This window comes from Corynebacterium meridianum (genome assembly GCF_016342265.1).
Lineage (GTDB): Bacteria > Actinomycetota > Actinomycetes > Mycobacteriales > Mycobacteriaceae > Corynebacterium > Corynebacterium meridianum.
In genome coordinates, this window is the sequence record NZ_JAEIOS010000015.1 from 121,544 (window position 1) to 140,225 (window position 18,682).

Sequence of the window (18,682 nt, forward strand, 5' to 3'; positions counted from 1 at the left end):
GGGATGTCTCGGCCTCTGTCTGGGGTCGCAGTGCCGTCAGCTGGTGGATAGTGTGAGCGTTGTGCATTCCGCTGATCCCGATACCCCAGCCCCCGCCGCAGATTCATCTTCCGGCCGCCGGACAGGGGCCATCGTCCTCGGTGCCGTCCTCGGTGCCCTCGTCCTCCTCATCGCCGTCTACGGTGCCGACTATCTCCTGAGCAAGGGCAAGGTCCCGCGCGGTGTGACCGTGGCCGGTGTACCCATCGGGGGAATGACCCCGCAGGACGCGGAGCTGCGCCTCGCCGAGGAGCTCGACGACTCACTCGCCGCGCCTGTGACGGTGACCGCCGGTGCCGCCGAATCGACGCTGGATCCCGTGGCCGCCGGCCTGCATCCGAACTGGCGGGCTACGGTCGCGGAGGCGGGGGAGCCGCCCCTCAACCCGATCGACCGGATCCGTGGCCTCGTCGGAGAGCGCGAGGTGGGCATCGTCAGCGACGTGGATGATGCCGCACTCACGCCCGAGATCGACCGACTCACCACCGAACTCGCGATCCCACCGACGGAGGGCGGAGTGTCCATCGACGCCGGCGAGATCCGGGTGACACAGCCGGCAGCCGGACAGAACGTCGAACCGGAGGAACTCCGGGAACAGGTCGCGGCGGACTGGCTGAACCCCGACGGTGTCCACGTCGCCGCGAACCAGGTCGATCCCGTCATCGGTGTGAAGGCGGTGTCCACGGTCGCCGACGGTCCCGCCATGAAGGCGGTGTCCGGTCCCGTCATCGCCCACGGCGTCGATGGCGTGGACGGTGTCATCCCCGTCGATCGGATGGGCGAGGTGGTCACCTTCCGGCCGGAGGGTACGGCGCTACGCACCGACGTCGACGTCGATGCGGCCCGGGACATCCTGATGGAGAACCTCGCCGGCACAGAGGTGCCGATGAAGAACGCCCGGATCACCTTCACCGGGGGATCCCGCACGGTGACACCGCACTCCGACGGTCGCGCCGTCGACAGGGAAGCCCTCGTCACCGGACTCCGGGACCGCATCACGGGTACCGAACCGAAGGAGTTCGACGTCGCCTACACCGATGAGCCGGCGGGTTTCACCACTGCCGACGCGGAGAAGGCCACTTTCGATGAGACCGTCAGCGAGTTCACCACGGCCGGGTTCTCCTACGCGTCCGGCGTGAACATCCGCCGCGTCGCCGAGATGGTTGATGGTGCGGTTGTGGCGCCCGGCCAGGTGTTCTCCCTGAACGGCTACACGGGGCCACGGGGCACCGCCCAGGGATTCGTGGAATCGGGCATCATCCTGAACGGGCACGCCGACACGGCGGTCGGCGGCGGGATCAGCCAGTTCGCGACGACGCTCTACAACGCGGCGTACTTCGCGGGCTTCGACGACGTCGCGCACACTCCCCACAGCTACTACATCTCACGGTATCCGGCAGGTCGGGAGGCGACCGTGTTCGAGGGGCTGATCGACCTGCAGTTCCGGAACAATTCCCCCTACCCCGTCATGATCAACACGAGTACCGGGGACAATTCGATCACGGTGCGGATGACCGGGGTCAAGACGGTCGAGGTGGAATCCGTGCCGGGTGGTCGGTGGGCCGAGACTCCGCCGACTCGGATCACGCTCACCGACGACAGCTGTGTCCCCTCGTCTGGCGCTCCCGGGTTCACCACCTCGGACACCCGGATCATCCGGGATCTGAACGGTACCGAGATCGACCGGCAGACACGGACGACCGTCTACGATCCCTCGCCGATCATCCGGTGCGGCTGATCTCGGGTCAGCCGGGCTGCCGGCCGCTGGTGAGCAGGAAGGCCTGGCTGAACACCTCGTCGGCCGAGAGCTCGAGCGCGGCGCAGATGCTGTGGAACTCGTCGAGCGACATCGACCGCTTGCCTCGGAGATAGAGGCTGATCTGGCTGGTGGAGATGCTGACCCGTTTGCCGAGTTCGGCCTGGGTCACCTGGCGTCTGGCGAGTGCTTCGCGCAATTTGGCGGCGATCTCCATGCCCAGTGCGGCGGGGCGGCTTCGCGGTTGACTAGACATAGCACCGAGTATCACACATGACGCAACAGTTTTTGGCTGCAATTGTGATTAATTGTCAAGTTTCAGCTGTCCCGCTGGAAACAGATGCAAATAGGGATAGTTGCATGGGCTCAACGCCCCCCAAATGGGGGTGACTGTATGGGGTTGCGTTCTGTTCCCGGTATCTGACACCCGGTCTGTGTGCGATGGATGCGGGTGTTCCGGATCCGCCGCGTTCCGGAAACGTGGTGCGGTGCCGCAGTATGGCGGTAGCGACCGGTCCTGTCCGTGTCTTGCCCATTTCCGGGGTGGAAACGGGCCGATGTCCGGCGTCCTGTGAAGTGGCGGTTCGTCTATGGGCCTGCTCCGCAAAATCTGGGCGTGCCGGGATCGGGCCCGGATCTCCATATGTTGACATTGTCGACCACTGCTCACAGCGCCATCGGTGGGCTCGTCGGGTGTTTGACGGTCCGTGCGGAACGGGGCGTGTTGACCGTGTGGAGCTGGCGCCTGCACTTCATCGGCGGGATGCTCAAGTGGCTTCGGTCAGTTACAGCTTAATGATGTCGTCGTTGTGGGAGTTCCGTCGCAACGCCTCCTCGGGCGTGGCGGTGCCGGTCTTTTCCGCTGTTGCCACCGATAGTTCATCGAGTCGGCGGTGATGTGGGGTGTTTGAGCGTTCTGCCACCTGCTGGGGCGGTTGGCGGGCGGCGTGTTGATCCTTGCCAACCGTCGTTGAGCTGCAGGATGTCTTACCTTCCGCGGGCACGTGTCGGCGGTATGGCCCGGTACGTGTCGAGCAACCGGCGTTCCCGGTCGTGTGGGGGAGCTGGCTGGTGCCGATCCCTGGCATGGCCCGTGATCACTGTTCTCGGACCCAGCGCTGTGTCGGTCTCCGCGGACTGTCCCGAGCGGTCTCGACACTGTTCGCCGAAGGTGGTAGCTGTAAAGCCGTGCCTGTGGAGGGGCCGTTGTGGATCTTTGATCTCAGGGGTTTCTCTACGCCGTCGATCTCTGTTACAGTTATTACAGAGAAGGAGAGAGTATGGCTACCAAAGCACCCATCCACGTCGATCCCACCAAGGTCGCACAGTCTGAGGTTGACGCAGTGGTCGACCTCCTGAACAACCTACCCCTTGACTCCGAGCTGCGTGGCTTTCTGCAGTCAGTCATCGACGCAAACCATCGTGGCGCGGTGGTCACCGCTTTCGCGCAGGACTCCGAGTTTTCGCCCAATCAGGCGGCCAAAGTGCTTGGCATGAGTCGACCTCATCTGCTGAAGTTCATCCGCAATGGGGTGCTGAAGTGCCGTCGCGTCGGCACACATCAGCGTATTTCCTACGAGGATCTCATGGACTTCAAGATGCGTCGCGAACAGGCCTCCAAAGATGTCGCGAAGGCTCTGGCTACGGATCTGTGCCCCTCGCGGCAGATTTCGCTCACCGATGAAGATATGGCGGAACTCGACAATCTCTAGCTGTACTCCCTGCTGAAATTGCAAATATGAATCAGTGGAGTCAGGGTCCCCGGTAGTGGTTTCGGCTCGAGGAAACCCCTGTCGTCATGAAGTGCACGTGGGTCGCTTTCCCGGCATCTTCACTCTTGTGGATGTGCGCGTGAACCCACCCGGTTCCCAGAGAATTGATCAACGGTTTAACTTCATGGTTGGCCTCGTGAGTGCTGTGACCGGGTGAAACGATGGGTCACCGTATCGTTGATGTCGGCGCGATGATCGTGCGGCTGTCGACAGGACCGTTGTTGATAGTCGACCCGGGAAGATACTCCGAGAGGGGTAACGAGCCATGTGTGCACATGATTCCGGCCCCGGATCCGGATTCTCTCGTCCGCCAGGAATGGAGGCATCTTGGCTGGACGTCCGCAGCTACCGTGTTTCCCGGTACGGTCCAGGATGCGCCGAACACGGATGTGCCACTGTCACCTGCTGTTCGGAATCCGACCGAGATTTGATATCAGCGTCGATCGTGGTCCCGCGAGCAGAACCCATTTACTACGCCACCGGCAACTTGCGGACCGTGAACCGTCGGCTTGATTGGTGCACACCAGTTGAAGGATCGCCCGATGCGCTGGAGTTTGGCGCACCGTAGCTCGTGGACTGTCACCCAGACGATGGACGATACATTGAGACCACCGCCGGCGTCATGGGTCAAGGTAGCCGGCATGTCGGCGCTCGGTGTGCCACGCCGGCCTGCATGGACAGCCCGATGACCCCTTGTTCTTTCCCGACAATTCTTCGGCGTACCACCCTTTTTCAGGGTACTCGTCGATGTGGCTGATCCTGTTTAGTTACAGACCAAGGTCTTCCTCCGCATGCCTATGCCTATCGCAACCCAATCGGTATGTATCTCTAGGATTCAAGTTTCCTGACGATGTCCAGAAGCGACTGGACATTGGGCTCGATGGACTCACATCTCTCGCACACCGGGAGATCTTGGATAAGCTCTCCCTCCTTGGTCGGCACGATCCAATGGCCGCACAGGGAGCGGAGCGGTTCTCCGAGAATGAATGCTTCGGCGAGTTTGCGCTGTTCGAAGTAGTGCTGTTCTTTCGGCTCCGGGATGGTCGCCGGTATCGGTTCATCGCTAGTCTCTGACTCTATTAGAGCTTGGGCTAGCTGTGCCTGGGTCAGGACAAGAATAAAGTGGATCTTCGAGTAGTTTTGATCGTAGACTGCCTCCCTACGGTCCGGATCCGGTTGCAGGTATGGGATATACAGTCTCAGCAATCGGCTCCGTAGCTCGTAGTCACTGGTACCGATCTCCATTGTGAGCTCGATCTCGGCGAGCTCTCTGTGTGCCGAAGCTGTTTCCTTTGCGCCATGGTCGGTCCGTATTTCGAATGCGATCTCGAAAGGGGTGCTATTTGGGAGCGTGATCGTGGCACTGTGTCGGTTGGGCATGATTAGTACAGCTTTTTTGAGCTCACTAGCCATTGCCATCAGGCATTCGACATTCTCTGCATCCCGTTTAGCGGCCGCTTCCTCGTTCTTCCTGATGAGGTAGTCGATTTTGCTGGGTGCGTAATGAATTTTGTCGGAGAATACATCCTTGGCTGAGGCGTGGAATCTATCGTGCGTATTGGCGTGCGCCAACCATGGGTCACCTTCGTCGTCGCGTATCACACCACCCCGCCAGGCCGCGCCCGAGTGGCTGCGCACCTCGTATACGGGTAAGGTCTTTCCGCCTTTTGAACTTCGTGCCTGAGTCGCCTCCCGGTGGAGATCGGGGAGGTCACCCCTGTCGAAGTAAGAGCGGGCGTTGTCGAGTAACGGGTGTCTCAGAGGGTAGAGCTTTAGTCCGGACAGGATCTGCTCACGAGCCTCCTTCGACGCTGTGGGCAGCTGTGATACTCGGTCCGACACGGACGGGTCGGGGAAAGAATCCCGAGGCAGCTGCCTGAGCACCCGGAGTGTGGGTCTCACTTGTTTCATAGTCGGTAATTCTACCAATCCGATACGGTTCCCTCCGCTTTGCCGGGTAAAATTTCTGCTGATGGTATTACCTGTTTACCTGTGCGGGCAGGTGCAGATGGTCTGGTTTTTCGGAAACGCATGGAACTGTAGTTTCCGCGTAAAGCTCGGTGAGCCCCTTCAGGCTGATTCCCCGTATGGGAAATTCCTGAATCGGAATGATAAGAATGTCTAATGTCGAAGAAGAAACCAAAATGGCACGCGGGCTGTAGAAACTACGCTTCGAATCAACTGAATGTAATGAATCCGTGGTCTTATGGATAATGAATTGAAAGAACGCTCATGTCGGAAAGATAACGTGCGTATGAGTATGCATTTTCTATCCGGTCCGGGTCTCGCGTGGATGGCGTGGGCACGATACTGATGGGTCTGCTGTGCGAATAGGTGACAACTGGTTTGGCTCGTCTCGGTGCTGGCTGGAAGGGAGCTGTTGCGCCTAAGCGATATCCGAAAGAATTCCGCGATGACGTGGTGCGTGTTGCTTTGGCGCGTGATCCGGGTGTGACGTTGGTTCAGGTGGCCACGGATTTCGGGATTCGTGTAGGCACGTTGGATAAGTGGCTGCGTCAAGAACGCATGGAGTCCGGGGAACAGAAAGGGTGTGTGCCGCTCAGAGTCACAGGAATTACGTGATTTTGCGGCGTCGGAACCGGCTGCTGGAGCAAGAAAACGGGGTGTTGCGGCGGGCGGCAGCGTAATTGTCGCAGGCAAATCCACCGGGAAGAAGGTACTTCCCGCTCGTGAAACAGCTGGCGTCCTGTGACGTTGACGTGTCGGGTGTTGAAAGCTGTGCCGGGCCCGGTATTACCGGTGGTTGGCTCGGCCCGGTCACCGCATCTGACAGGGTGCGTGCAGGGCCGTGTGGCAGCTGTGCGTGCAGCTGACGCAGACGACCCGCAAGGTCCTACCGGTATCTGCGTGATGAGGCTGAAGCAGCTGGGGTAGTGATGTGTGAGCGCACTGCCTGGCGGTTGTGTTCGGCTCATCAGCTGTGTGGTCTTCCTGTGGCAGGAAGCGGGGGAAGAACGCGAAGCGTCCCGGCCCGGCGGTCCATGGTGATCTCGGTGCTCATGTTGACGATCACGGCGGGACTCGCCACCGATTTCATCGGTGCTGCTCGCGGGGTGAACCAGGTGTGGGTCACCGATATCACCGAACACCCCACCCGGGAAGGGAAACTGTACTTTTGCGCTGCCAAGGCCACGTTGTCGAACCGGATCGTCGGCTACTCGGCCGCGCCTCCTATGAGCTCCAGGCTGGCTGTCACCACTCCAAATACAGCCGTTGCTCCCCGTCAGATCAACAGGCGAAGCGTTACCGGTTGCATTGTCCATTCTGATCGTGGGTCGCGGTTTAGGTCTCGTAGATACCGTCGGCTGCTTGTCCGTCCCGGTCTGAAAGGTTCATTGGGTAGAGCCACTGCGGGTGATGACGCAGCGATGGAGTCGTTGTTCTCGCTGCTGCAACGCCAAGTGTCCTGAGCGCCAGGACATGGGCCAGACACGAGGAGCTGACCATTGCGATCATCGCCTGGATCGAACACCGCCACCACCGGCGCGGTCGACAAAAACGCTTTGACCGGGTCACACCGATCGAGTATGGGACAATCAACAGTAAAGCAGCCTTCCAGGCTGCATGGAACCGTCACCTAAACCTGCAGCAGACCTGCCTTCACCTGGAAGTAATCCATGGTTCCCGACTCTCTCGAGGCCATGCGGGACCGGTTGGCTAGCTCCCCAACCGATCGGCCTGTTCGACGCAGCCCACCGCGGCACCAAGCTGCTCGTACCCGAACCGGGGCCGGATCCTGGAGGCCCTCGCCGCGGCGGCGCAGTACGCGGACGAGCGGGATCCGATGGAGGCCTCCAGAACGGGCACGTGAGCCTCGGCACCGCCAAAGACTACCCGGAGGAAAGTACGGTCCTTTTCCGGCCCGTCCCTCGCGCGTGTGGAGGGCGCCAGGCCGGTGGTCGCCGAGGATCCGGACCCGCCCAGCGTGGCTTGCAGGCTCGCCGTGTAGCGGACCTGAGGCTCCCGACGAACGAACTGACGCAGAGGGGAAGGAAGCTACCTGGACAGGCCAGTGAGCGCCTACCTGTCCTGGCTCACCGGCACCACTCAACCGCGCGGGTGTGCGGCTGTTGACCTGGCAGGAGCAGCGCTCGTCGTACCGGACCTAGCGTCGGACCGCGTTCCCCGGAGGCGTAGAGCGCCGCTTCGGTGCCACCCAGTCCTCCGGCTTCGTCTATGTCGGGCCCCGCAAGAACCTCAACCCGGTCATCACTCCAACGATTTCTCAGCCATCCTCGAGGAGTTTTACCGGACCCGGGGTATTCAGGTACGGTCCGGAAGAGCCGCACGAATGGGTTCAGGTCTACGACCTGCGGACCGGTGAACCGTCGTGGATAGCGCGGGAATACGTGTACTACGGAGGTCATGTCAATCGCCACCGGTGGGTGCTCTCCACGTCATCGGGATGCGCGGCCGGATCCACCGCAGCCGAGGTCGCAGCCTTTCGGTCTGCTCGAACTCATCGGACGGGACGCCTACGTCGCCTCGTGGTACCCACGCTGGCCCGCCGCGCCCGTCGATGTATCCCAGCTCTCCGGCTCCCCGTCCGGGCGCAGCTGCCGGGGGTGAAGGTGGAGGCGTGCCCGCTGACGAGTTCGTTCGGCGTGCCTGTGGGGATCGCCCCGGTCCACGCGGACACGATCAGCTCGATCGGCACGGCATGCGATCCGGGTCCGTTGAAAGCGTTGGATGTGGTGATCAACGTGGCCTGGACGTACACCCCCGACCGGATGTCCATGTGCACGTGCGATCCCGACAGGATCAAACGGCTGTCCGAGAATTCTCGGCTCGTGCACGACATCGACGACCACCCCTGCTGTGCTGCCCCGAAACGAACCCGAACTATCGGGGCATCTGTGGGCACGGGGGAAATCTCGGCGTGGAAGGGATCTACGTGCGGGGGTACGCGGTGTGGCCGGATGGACTGGCCCGCGTTCGGGGAAGTTTCCTGCGCAAACTGCCCGACAGACTCGACAGGCTGGGCTACGACACGGGCGGGTACGCTCGCGTCCAAACCTTGCCCTACGAGGGTAGTCTCGGCCTCAAAACCGTCACGGTTGTGGGACCCACGCTTCTCCCCGTCGATTTCGGCTGGGACTGCCGGAGAGCCCTCCGACGGACCGGCTGGTCCGGTTCGCGGCCGGGGAACGGGCCGATACCGCACCGATCTGCACCCGTTCCGGTAAGGAGGAATAGGTGGGTAACACGAAGGAGGCGACAGTGGGGAACGCGAAGGCGGAAACGGCGAGCGGTACGTGGGACGAGCAGGTGAGTGGCACAGACCCCCGCAAGGCCCGCCGGACACTGATGTCAGTCACCCTGTTCCTCGGGGCGCTGACGGTCTTCTACGCGGCATTCACTTTCTTCGCCCGTTCGTGGCAGGTCACGGCGGCCGGTCTCGGCGTGGCCGTCGGTATCGCCCTCGTCGCCCGGCTGCTTTCCCGCCGCTGGCCGGGGCAGGCCGTTCCTTCGCGGGCCGCCACGAGATTCGTCAATATCACCTCGGCTCTCGAGGGAATCGCCATCACCGTCGCCTACATACTGGGGTTTTTCGATCTGTGGTGGCTGTTTCTACCCCTCGTGCTCACCTCGGTGTCCCTCCACTTCATTTCCATGCTCATCGCATACCGCAGGGCCATCGACTGGTTCGTCGTCCCGGTCTCCCTCGCCGCCACCGTGCTCGCGTGGAGCGCGGGAACGACGGACTTCTTCAACGAGTGGGCGATCGCCGGGGGAATGCTGTCGGGGTGCTGCGCGGGCTACGCCCTGACACTCCTGTCCGTCGCGAGAAAGATCGGTGCCGCGGCGCAGTCGGGCGACGCCGCCGACGTGCCCGCGTAACCGGTTCTCCCGCCCGCCCGTGCCCCGTTCGGAGGAGCCCGGCGGCGTTACCGTCGCTTGTCGCGCTGGGGTGAGGACCGCGCCCGTACCGCCCTTTTTCCGCCGCCGCGCGGGAAGAATGACGGTGGTGATCGTCCGGTGTCACCGTTCCGGTGGGCATGTTTACGGCCATGACTGACATGGCCTCTTTGGTTAGCGGCGTAGGTCAATCACCACCGGACAATCTGACGCCCGCCCCAAACCTTCCGACGGGCGCCGATACGCCTTGACGCTCTCCCTCAGCGGGGGCCGCAAACGGCATCGAATCCCCGCACATCGCCTGTCCGCGGTCGTCGGTCACACACCCAACCGCACCGCCAAACTCGCCGCCCGACAGCCGGAAACCCGGACTGACAGAAAACGCCCATTTCGATCCGCGGACCGACCTGGCCGGGCTTCGTATCAGAATGGGCGTTTAAATGGAGCCGATGACGGGAATCGAACCCGCGCCACCTGCTTGGGAAGCAGGAGTTCTACCATTGAACTACATCGGCATCGGTGTCACGCTCTCGCGTAACTACCGGACCATGATAACACGGTCTGAACGGGACGTGAACATGGTCGCCAGCGGTCAGATCTTGATCGGCGGGTGCAGGCGTTTCATCGTCCACCGCCGGTCGCGGCGCGCCACCACCGCGGTCAGCGCCATGCTGAGCAGGAACACGAAGATCACCGCCGCGACGGCCTGCGGCAGGCGGTTGTCGACGTGGCCGTACATCAGCTGCCGGAAACCGTTGACCGAGTAGGTCATCGGGTTTATCGGGTGCAGCCACTGGAACAGTGCGGGCTCGGTCTCCACCGGGTACAGGCCACCCGAGGCGAGTAGCTGCAGCATGAGCAGCGCCATCGCGACGACCTTTCCCGCCCCGGGGCCGAGCGCGGCGTTGAGTAGCTGGTTCACTGCGGTGAACATCAGTGACACGAGGACGCAGAAGACGAGCAGACCGATCGGGTAGATCGGTTCCAGTCCGACTCCGTAGCGGGTGACCAGGAAGATGGCGGTGGCCTGACCGATCGCTATCAGGGATGCCGGGAGGAATCCGTCGAGGGCGGCGCGCAGCGGTGCGACGCCGCTGGCGACTGCCCGGTTCTGCAGCGGTCGCATGATCATGAAGATGATCAGGCCACCGATGAACATCGCCAGCGAGAAGAAGAACGGGGCGAGGCCCGCGCCGAACGTGTGGGAACCCACATCGTTGGTCGTCCTCAGGCTGACCGGTCCACCGAGGACACTGGCGACCCCCCTGCGTTGTTCGGTGTCCCACTTCGGCACAGCCCGGGAGCCCTCGGTCAGCTTCGTCGCCAGTTCGTCCGAGCCGTCACTGAGCCGGTTGCTGCCGTCGACCAACCTGGTGGTGCCGTCGACGAGGCGACCGGCGCCGTCATCGAGTTTCTGCAGGCCGTTCTGGAGTTCCCCGGTGCCGGTGACCAGGCGGGAGGTGCCGTCCTCGTGCAGCTTGTTCAGGCCGGTGTCCAGCAGTTGCATACCGTCGTTGAGCTGGGTGACGCCGTTCTGCAGTTCCCCGAGCTTGCCGGGGAGGACGGACGTGCCCTCGCTGAGCTGGTTGAAACCGGAGCGGAACGGGGCCTGCGGGTCGGAGAGCTGGTAGGCGAGCTGGCTCGTGCCGTTCGCGAGCTCGTTGAGCTGAGCGGTCGCAGGGGCGTTCTGGCCGAGTGCGTTGTGGTCGATGTCGAAGGCGACCTGATCGAGTTGGCGGACGACGTTCTGCACGTCGGGGTTGGGGATCGGGCGGAGCTGGTCGGCGAGCTGCCGGATGTTCGCCGACGTGGTGGTCTGGATGTCGGTCACCTGGGACAGTGACGCGTTGAGCTGTTGCACCCCGGCGTCGATGCGGACCGCGCCGTCGGCGAGCTGGTCGACGCCACCGCCGAGCTGATCCACGCCCCTGGTGAGGGCGGTGAGCTTGGTGGTCGCGCCCTCGACCTGGTCGTTGAGCTGCTGGGTTCCTGCGGCGAGTTTGTCCGCGCCCGCGCCGAGCCTGACGACGTTCGCGTCCACCTTCGCGGCGCCCGTGCTGAGTTTTGTCGTCGCCGCCAGCGCGGAGTCCAGTCCGCCGTCGAGCTTCACCGCGCCCTCGTTCAGCTGGACCGCGCCGTCGTTGAGCCTCTCCGCGCCGTCATGCAGTTGTGTGGCACCGTCCGCGGCCTTCTCCAGGCCGGCGCCGGCGGACTGGATGCCGATGAGGACCTTGTCCACCGCTTCCTCGCCGATCCGGTTGGAGATCGCGGGCAGCATGGTGCGCAGGACGTTCTCGCCGATGAGTGTGGAGAGGTAGCCGTTGGAGTCGTTGTAGGTCGTCTGGATGACGGCCTTGCGGGCGTCGCCGGTGGTGGGGGAGGCCACCGCCTCGGAGAAGTCCGGGGTCAGCTGGACGGAGAAGTAGTACCTGCCGTCCCGCACGCCCTCCTCGGCCTCCTGCTCGGAGACGAAGTCGAAGTGGACCCGGTCCTCCTTCTTCAGCTGGTCGACGATCTGGTTTCCGGCGTTGATCTTCTCGCCGTCGACTTCGGTGCCGAGGTCGCTGTTGACGAAGGCCACAGGCATCTTGTCGACGTGGCCGAAGGGATTCCAGAATGCCCACAGGTACAGCGCCGAGTACATCAGCGGCATGAGCATGAGGACGACCATGGCGATGCGCCCGAGTTTGGAGCGGAGGAACCGACGCAGTTCCGTGCCGAGCGTGAATCCGGCGATCATAGTTCCGCCTCCTTGGCGATGCGATGGATGCGGTCCAGGTCGGAACCGGCGTGACTGGGTTGGAGATGCGACGCATCCGTGAACAGTTCGATCAGTGTGTAGTCCGGCAGGAAATCGTCGGGGAGCCGGTTGACGGCGTTGACGACGACGGGGATGTCCTCCGCGAGCCGGCTCAGCACGGTCACGAGGATCAGCCGGTCGTCGAACTCGTGGACCTGCTCGAGGTCGTCCATGACGAGCATGCCGATCTCCGCACCGTTCGCGGGCCGCAGGGCCAGCGCGATCCGGATGAGCAGCCGGTCGAGGCCGGAGATCTGGGAGACGTAGGCGTCGAGGGGAGGGAGATCGCGCTCGCCGAACACGGGTCGGCAGACCGATTCGTAGTAGTCCTGGTCGGCCCGCGGCGCCCACATGATCCACGGTGTGGACCACGCACGGTGCTCGGTCAGGATCACGCGGATGCGGACGTCGCGGTCGAGCAGGTCGATGTCGTCGACTCCGGCGATGGCGACGCGTTTGCGGATCACCGAAGGCTTCGTCTCCCCGAGTACCTCGAGGGTGCCGGTGCGGGGTTTCATCCGTCCGGAGATCGTCAGGGCCAGGGCGGTGCGCCCGCCGCCGCCCCTGCCGGAGAGCACGGTTAGGCCGGTACCGGGGATCTCCACATCGAGGGGACCGTAGACGGGGCCCTCCTCGCCGCGGACGGAGATGTCGTGTGCGATGACCGCGGGGTGGGGTTCGCCGCCCTCGGGTGTGGCGCGTTGTCCGACGGTGCGTGATGACGTCGTGGCCTTTCCGGTCGACTCATCGTCGTTCCGGTGGGGATGAGGTTCGGAGGTTTCGGGGATTTCGGAGGACATGTGCGCTCCCGATGGGGCAGAAGGGGGTGACGTGAATGGAACTGACGCTACAGTAGTACAACCGGAGGGTGAACTTCCACTTAGGGTCTTTTTCCGAGATCAACTCGCATCTGACTCCAGTCGAGACGCCAAACGATAGACTCGGTGCTGTGCTGCTCTCCGACCGTGACATCCGTACCCGCATCAATTCCGGCGACCTCGTCATCGATCCCTTCGACCCGCAACTCGTGCAACCATCGAGCATCGATGTCCGCATGGACCGGTTCTTCCGTGTGTTCAACAACTCGCGGTACACACACATCGACCCGAAACTGCGCCAGGATGAACTGACCAGTCTCGTCGAGGTCGGCGAGGACGAGCCCTTCGTCTTGCACCCCGGCGAGTTCATCCTCGGCGCGACCCTCGAGAAGTTCACTTTGCCTGCCGATCTCGCCGGACGACTGGAGGGCAAGTCCTCCCTCGGGCGCCTCGGTCTGCTCACCCACTCGACCGCCGGATTCATCGACCCCGGCTTCTCCGGACACATCACCCTGGAGTTGTCCAACGTGGCGAATCTGCCGATTATTTTGTGGCCGGGAATGAAAGTGGGGCAGTTGGCGTTGTTCTGTATGTCGTCTCCCGCGGAGGTTCCCTACGGTTCCTCCCAGCTGGGGTCGAAATACCAGGGTCAACGCGGACCAACTCCATCAAAGGCGTATCTAAACTTCCAATGATCCAGTTCGATCACGTCGTCAAGACCTTCCCCGGGGCCACCACACCCGCGGTCAGGAACTTCACCCTCGACATACCGGCCCGGTCCACGACCGTGCTGGTGGGCAGCTCCGGCTCCGGGAAGACCACCCTCCTCCGGATGATCAACCGCATGGTTGAGCCCACGGAGGGGCGGGTGCTCATCGACGGCGAGGATCTCGCCGGGGTCGACCCCGTCAAACTCCGGCGCAGCATCGGCTACGTCATGCAGAATTCCGGGCTGCTGCCGCACCGCACCGTGGCGGACAACATCGCCACCGTGCCCCGGCTCAACGGTGTACCGCGGAAACAGGCCCGGGAACGGGCGGGGGAACTGCTCGAGCTCCTCGGGCTCGACGGATCCCTCGCGAAGCGCTACCCCAGCGAACTCTCAGGCGGACAGGCGCAGCGGGTCGGTGTCGCCCGTGCGCTGGCCGACGACCCGAACATCCTCCTCATGGATGAACCCTTCGGTGCCATCGACCCCGTCGTCCGCAGGGATCTGCAGGAACAGATCCTCGATCTCCAGGCGAAGATCTCCAAGACCATCGTCCTGGTCACGCACGACATCGACGAGGCGTTCCTGCTCGGGGACAACATCGTCCTGCTCGAGATGGGGGCGCAGATCGCACAGGCGGGCACCGCCGAGGATTTCGTCACCGACCCCGCCAGCGACTTCGTCGCCAGCTTCGTCGGCACGCAGGACCGGGAACTCACCCTGCGGGAAAGGGACGGCACGACCGTCGCCGTTGACCGGCACGGCCGGGTCAAAGGGGTGGTTCGGTGAACTGGGGCTGGATCGCCGGAAACCTCGACCGCATCGGTGAGCTGGCTCTCGCGCACGCGAACCTGAGCTGGCCCGCCATCATCGCCTCCCTGATCATCGCGCTGCCCCTGGGCTGGATCGCCAGCCGCAACCGCATCTCCCGGGAGGTACTGGTCACCGCGTCGGGCCTGCTCTACGCGGTTCCGTCCCTCGCCCTGTTCGTCGTCCTGCCGCTCATCATCGGCACATCCGTGCTCTCCCCGCTCAACGTCATCGTCGCGATGACGCTCTACGGGCTCGCGCTGCAGATCCGCACCACCGCCGACGCGTTCGACTCGGTGCCGGAACCGCAGAAGCAGGCCGCCGTCGCCATGGGGTACCCCGCCTGGCGGCAGATCCTCACCGTTGAGCTCCCGCTGGCCGGGCCCATCATCCTCGCGGGACTCCGGGTGGTCAGCGCCTCAACCATCTCGCTGGTCAGCGTCGGCGCGCTCACCGGTGTGCAGTCGCTCGGCACCCTGTTCACCAACGGTTTCGCCCGTTCGTTTCCCACCGAGATCATCGCCGGGGTCGCCGGGACCGTGATCCTGGCGCTCGTTTTCGATGCCGTTCTCGTCCTCGCGGGCCGATTGCTCATGCCCTGGGCGCAGAGGTGATGCGACGGTGAATCACTTCAACGGTGCCGTTTCATTCATCGCCGACCCGGCCAACTGGCCCGGAGCCGGCGGAATCGCGGAGCGCCTCGGTGAGCACCTCTGGTACTCCGTGCTCGCCGTCGCACTCGCCCTCATCATCGCGCTCCCGCTCGGGCTCTACCTGGGGCACACGGGGAAGGGGGCGTCCGGGGTGATCGCGGCGACCGGCGCGCTGCGTGCCATACCGTCCCTCGGGCTGCTCACCTGGCTGACCCTCGAGATCAGCTTCGGTATCCAACTGCCGATCGTCCCGTCCACCATCGTGCTGCTCATCCTCGCGATCCCGCCCGTCCTCGCGGCGACGGTATCCGGGATGGCGACGGTCTCCCGGCCGGTCGTCGACGCGGCCCGGGCGATGGGACACAACGAGGGGCAGATCATCACCCGCATCGAGCTTCCGTTGGCGGCCCCCACCATCGTGGGCGGGGTACGATCATGCGTACTCCAGGTGTTGGCCACCGCCACGATCTCGGCCTACATCGGGCTTGGCGGACTCGGACGCTACCTGCTGGACGGGCTCGCTCTCCGCGACTACGAGCAGATGCTCGTCGGGGCCATCCTGGTGTCCGTGCTCGCCCTCGCAGCCGACGTGACACTCGCTTTCCTGCAACATCGACTACGACCGAAAGGCGTCACCTCATGACCCTCCCGAACAACCAGCTCATCCGCCGCGCCGGCGCCGCCCTCGCAGGGCTGGCCCTGGTGTTCCCCCTCGCCGCGTGCTCGGGTTCCTCCGACCCGCTGAGCGAGGGAAGCTCCGACGGAGAGGCGAAGTCAACGCACGCCACGGACAGCATCGTCATCGGCACCGCCAACTTCCCCGAGAGCGAGATCATCGGACAGATCTGGGCCGAGACCCTCCGCAACGCCGGTTTCGAGGTCGAGGTCCGGTCCGGTATCGGCTCCCGCGACGTCTACCTCAAGGCACTGCAGGAGGGATCCGTCGACATCGTCCCCGAGTACTCCGGCAACCTCGCCCAGTACTTCATGGCCGCCGAGAACCAGGAGCTGCCCGTCGGCGCCACGGAGGAACAGGTGCTCAACGGCCTGAACAAGGCCCTGCCCGCAGGTCTGGCCACGGGCAAGGCGGCTCCCGGTGAGTCGAAGGACTCCTACCGGGTCACCCGGGAGCTCGCCGACCAGGCCAAGCTCGTCACCCTCGCCGATCTGGGCAACCTCGACGACATCCGGATCGCCTCGAACCCCGAACTCAAGGATCGCCCCTACGGCCCCTCCGGGCTGGAGGAGCTGTACAACATCAAGGCCGACAAGATGAGCATCATCCCGATCTCCGACTCCGGTGGACCGCTGACCATCGCGGCCCTGACCACTGGGAAGGCGAACGTCGCCAACGTCTACACCACCTCGCCGACCTTCGACACCGACGGTGAGGAGATCGAGCTGGTCACCCTCGAGGATCCGGAGAACCTCATCCTTCCCCAGCACGTTCTCCCGCTGATGCAGGGCAAGGCCGTCTCCGGGGAGGCACGCGAGGCGATCACCAAGATCAACGCCGACCTCACCACCGAGGCCCTGCTCGAGATGAACATCCGCAACATCGGGCCGGAGAAGGCTGATCCCGAGACCATCGCCCGGGACTTCGTCGCCGAGAATTCCTGAGCACGCGGAGTTCGCCCCCGGGTGTCACCTGCCGCTACAATCAGTGGTGATTCGCGGGGGGATTCCGCCCCGCCGGTGGCGTCGGCACCGTAACCTGTAGGCAACGACGCCGCTGCACCCGGAGCCGCCAGCGTTGCACCGTCGCTGGACCGGGGAGGACCGACGCAGGAGAGGAGGAGCAACATGCCGACCACAGACGCAAGCTGGTGGAACCCCACCCTGAGCGTGATCGTCGTCGCGGTAGTCACCGCGATCATCGTATTGATGGCGCTGTACACGATCTACTGCTACCGCAAGAGCATGCCCAAAGACTGACTTCTGCGCACCCTGAACCGGGGCCCGGACACCGTCCGGACCCCGGTTCAGGTCATTCAAACAGTGTTCACCTTCCCCTAACCCACGGGGGGTACAACTGGTGACATGAAACTGACCGTCATCGGAACCGGTTACCTCGGGGCCACCCACGCGATCTGCATGGCCGAACTCGGCCACGAGGTCCTCGGCGTGGACATCAGCCCCGAACGCATCAACGCACTCAACTCGGGTGAGGTTCCCTTCCACGAACCGGGCCTCGCCGCGAAACTCACCCGGAACCTCGCGGACGGCAGACTCTCCTTCACCACCGACACCGCGGAGGCCGCGTGCTTCGCCGATGTCCACTTTCTCACCGTCGGCACCCCCCAGCACTCCGAGGGGCGCTCCGCGGACCTCAGCCAGGTGCACAGTGCCGTCACCGCCCTCGTCCGGGATCTCGACGGTGACCACCTCATCATCGGGAAGTCCACCGTCCCGGTGGGCACCGCAGCCGACCTCCAGCGCATGGTCGATCAACTCGTCGGTCCCGGAACGAGCGTGGAGATCGCCTGGAACCCCGAATTCCTCCGCGAGGGGCACGCGGTCAAGGACACCCTGCACCCCGACCGCATCGTCCTCGGCGTGGCACCCGGGGGGACGGCGGAGAACCGGATCCGCGAGGTCTACGCCCGCACCCTGGACGAGGGCACCCCCTTCCTCCTCACCGACCTGGCGACCGCCGAGCTCGTCAAGGGCGCCGCGAACGCGTTCCTCGCCACCAAGATCTCCTTCATCAACGCCATCGCCGAGATCTGTGAGCGCTCCGGCGCCGACGTCACCCAGCTCGCCGACGCCCTCGGCTACGACACCCGCATCGGCAGGCGGTTCCTCGGCGCCGGACTCGGCTTCGGTGGTGGCTGCCTGCCCAAGGACATCCGCGCGTTCGCATCCCGGGCCGAACAGCTCGGCGCCACCGGGATCCCGGGGCTCCTCGACCACGTCGACCGCATCAACCTCGGCCAGCGCCAGTCCGTCATCGACACGGTCACCGCGTCGTTCGACGACGGCGATGTCGCAGGCCACCGCGTCACCGTTCTCGGTGCGGCCTTCAAACCCGACAGCGACGACATCCGGGATTCCCCCGCACTGGTCATCGCGGGATCACTCGCCCGCAGTGGTGCGCGGGTTGTCGTCCACGATCCGCAGGCGATGGACGGTGCCCGGCGGATCCTCCCCGAGATCACCTACACGTCGACGGCGCTCGACGCCCTGAAGGATGCCGAGGTCGTCGTACTCGCCACGGAATGGCGCGAGTTCATCGAGCTCGACCCCGTCGTGGCCCGGTCGCTGGTTCGCCGGGCACTCATCATCGACGGCCGGAACTGTCTCCCGGCGCAGGACTGGGTGGATGCGGGCTGGGACTACCGGGGCATCGGCCGCAGCCGGTGACGGACCGGTTCCGCCGCCTCTTCACGCGCGGGACACCTCCCGCGGAGGTAACTGCGCCGGCCCACGGTCCCCGCGGAGTCCG

Annotated in this window: 18 protein-coding genes and 1 tRNA gene; 13 read left to right on the forward strand and 6 right to left on the reverse strand. The window is 64.1% G+C overall.

Annotated features, from left to right (window positions below; translation table 11 throughout):
- Positions 1-130: 130 nt before the first annotated feature.
- Positions 131-1,777, forward strand: coding sequence for a VanW family protein (locus tag JDV75_RS10610; protein WP_198739437.1), 1,647 nt, complete (start codon positions 131-133; stop codon positions 1,775-1,777).
- Between the two features lie 7 nt (positions 1,778-1,784).
- Here the strand turns inward: JDV75_RS10610 and JDV75_RS10615 are convergent, their stop codons facing one another.
- Entirely contained in the window at positions 1,785-2,051 is a 267-nt protein-coding gene (locus JDV75_RS10615) for a helix-turn-helix transcriptional regulator (RefSeq protein ID WP_198739220.1), read from the reverse strand.
- Positions 2,052-3,075: 1,024 nt separating this feature from the next.
- Here JDV75_RS10615 and JDV75_RS10620 point away from each other — a divergent pair.
- Positions 3,076-3,507 (forward strand): helix-turn-helix domain-containing protein, encoded by a 432-nt coding sequence (locus JDV75_RS10620; RefSeq protein ID WP_198739221.1) that lies wholly within the window; start codon positions 3,076-3,078, stop codon positions 3,505-3,507.
- Between the two features lie 888 nt (positions 3,508-4,395).
- Here the strand turns inward: JDV75_RS10620 and JDV75_RS10625 are convergent.
- A complete protein-coding gene (locus tag JDV75_RS10625; protein ID WP_198739222.1) occupies positions 4,396-5,478 on the reverse strand; it encodes a DUF3039 domain-containing protein in 1,083 nt (360 codons plus the stop codon).
- A gap of 423 nt (positions 5,479-5,901) precedes the next feature.
- Between JDV75_RS10625 and JDV75_RS12395 the strand changes: the two genes are divergently transcribed.
- Together JDV75_RS12395 and JDV75_RS12400 are read left to right on the forward strand one after the other, a co-directional pair.
- Entirely contained in the window at positions 5,902-6,150 is a 249-nt protein-coding gene (locus tag JDV75_RS12395) for a transposase (RefSeq protein WP_418884401.1), read from the forward strand.
- A 437-nt stretch (positions 6,151-6,587) separates the two neighbouring features.
- Complete coding sequence (locus tag JDV75_RS12400; RefSeq protein WP_198739224.1) at positions 6,588-6,998, forward strand: DDE-type integrase/transposase/recombinase; 411 nt, start codon at positions 6,588-6,590, stop codon at positions 6,996-6,998.
- 247 nt (positions 6,999-7,245) lie between these two features.
- Here the strand turns inward: JDV75_RS12400 and JDV75_RS10640 are convergent, their stop codons facing one another.
- Complete coding sequence (locus JDV75_RS10640) at positions 7,246-7,395, reverse strand: hypothetical protein (protein ID WP_198739225.1); 150 nt, start codon at positions 7,393-7,395, stop codon at positions 7,246-7,248.
- Positions 7,396-7,808: 413 nt separating this feature from the next.
- Here JDV75_RS10640 and JDV75_RS12405 point away from each other — a divergent pair, with 413 nt between their 5' ends.
- Both JDV75_RS12405 and JDV75_RS10650 read left to right on the forward strand, forming a co-directional pair.
- Complete coding sequence (locus JDV75_RS12405; RefSeq protein ID WP_418884405.1) at positions 7,809-8,774, forward strand: YcaO-like family protein; 966 nt, start codon at positions 7,809-7,811, stop codon at positions 8,772-8,774.
- A 10-nt stretch (positions 8,775-8,784) separates the two neighbouring features.
- A complete protein-coding gene (locus JDV75_RS10650) occupies positions 8,785-9,429 on the forward strand; it encodes a hypothetical protein (protein ID WP_198739226.1) in 645 nt (214 codons plus the stop codon).
- 459 nt (positions 9,430-9,888) lie between these two features.
- On the opposite strand, the gene JDV75_RS10655 is transcribed toward JDV75_RS10650, so the two are convergent.
- The 3 genes from JDV75_RS10655 to JDV75_RS10665 all read right to left on the reverse strand — a co-directional run bounded on the left by JDV75_RS10655 (position 9,889) and on the right by JDV75_RS10665 (position 13,047).
- Positions 9,889-9,962: transfer RNA gene (locus tag JDV75_RS10655), tRNA-Gly, on the reverse strand.
- Positions 9,963-10,039: 77 nt separating this feature from the next.
- Positions 10,040-12,187 (reverse strand): YhgE/Pip domain-containing protein, encoded by a 2,148-nt coding sequence (locus JDV75_RS10660; protein WP_198739227.1) that lies wholly within the window; start codon positions 12,185-12,187, stop codon positions 10,040-10,042.
- Positions 12,184-13,047 carry an ATP-binding cassette domain-containing protein gene (locus JDV75_RS10665; RefSeq protein WP_232958462.1) on the reverse strand — a complete coding sequence of 288 codons (864 nt, stop codon included), beginning with the start codon at positions 13,045-13,047 and terminating at the stop codon, positions 12,184-12,186. The genes JDV75_RS10660 and JDV75_RS10665 overlap by 4 nt, the downstream gene beginning before the upstream one ends.
- A gap of 149 nt (positions 13,048-13,196) precedes the next feature.
- On the opposite strand from JDV75_RS10665, the gene dcd reads away from it, so the two are divergent.
- The 7 genes from dcd (at position 13,197) to JDV75_RS10695 (ending at position 18,600) form a co-directional block, all read left to right on the forward strand.
- Positions 13,197-13,760 carry a dCTP deaminase gene (gene dcd / locus JDV75_RS10670; RefSeq protein WP_198739228.1) on the forward strand — a complete coding sequence of 188 codons (564 nt, stop codon included), beginning with the start codon at positions 13,197-13,199 and terminating at the stop codon, positions 13,758-13,760.
- A complete protein-coding gene (locus JDV75_RS10675) occupies positions 13,757-14,563 on the forward strand; it encodes an ABC transporter ATP-binding protein (protein ID WP_198739229.1) in 807 nt (268 codons plus the stop codon). The genes dcd and JDV75_RS10675 overlap by 4 nt, the downstream gene beginning before the upstream one ends.
- Complete coding sequence (locus tag JDV75_RS10680; RefSeq protein WP_198739230.1) at positions 14,560-15,198, forward strand: ABC transporter permease subunit; 639 nt, start codon at positions 14,560-14,562, stop codon at positions 15,196-15,198. The genes JDV75_RS10675 and JDV75_RS10680 overlap by 4 nt, the downstream gene beginning before the upstream one ends.
- A 7-nt stretch (positions 15,199-15,205) precedes the next feature.
- Entirely contained in the window at positions 15,206-15,880 is a 675-nt protein-coding gene (locus JDV75_RS10685) for an ABC transporter permease (protein WP_248097234.1), read from the forward strand.
- The gene (locus JDV75_RS10690) at positions 15,877-16,857 is read left to right on the forward strand and encodes an ABC transporter substrate-binding protein (RefSeq protein WP_198739232.1); all 981 of its coding nucleotides are present in this window, start codon (positions 15,877-15,879) and stop codon (positions 16,855-16,857) included. The genes JDV75_RS10685 and JDV75_RS10690 overlap by 4 nt, the downstream gene beginning before the upstream one ends.
- 183 nt (positions 16,858-17,040) lie before the next feature.
- The gene (locus JDV75_RS12135) at positions 17,041-17,172 is read left to right on the forward strand and encodes a hypothetical protein (RefSeq protein WP_255520546.1); all 132 of its coding nucleotides are present in this window, start codon (positions 17,041-17,043) and stop codon (positions 17,170-17,172) included.
- 105 nt (positions 17,173-17,277) lie between these two features.
- A complete protein-coding gene (locus tag JDV75_RS10695) occupies positions 17,278-18,600 on the forward strand; it encodes a UDP-glucose dehydrogenase family protein (RefSeq protein WP_198739233.1) in 1,323 nt (440 codons plus the stop codon).
- Positions 18,601-18,682 lie beyond the last annotated feature (82 nt).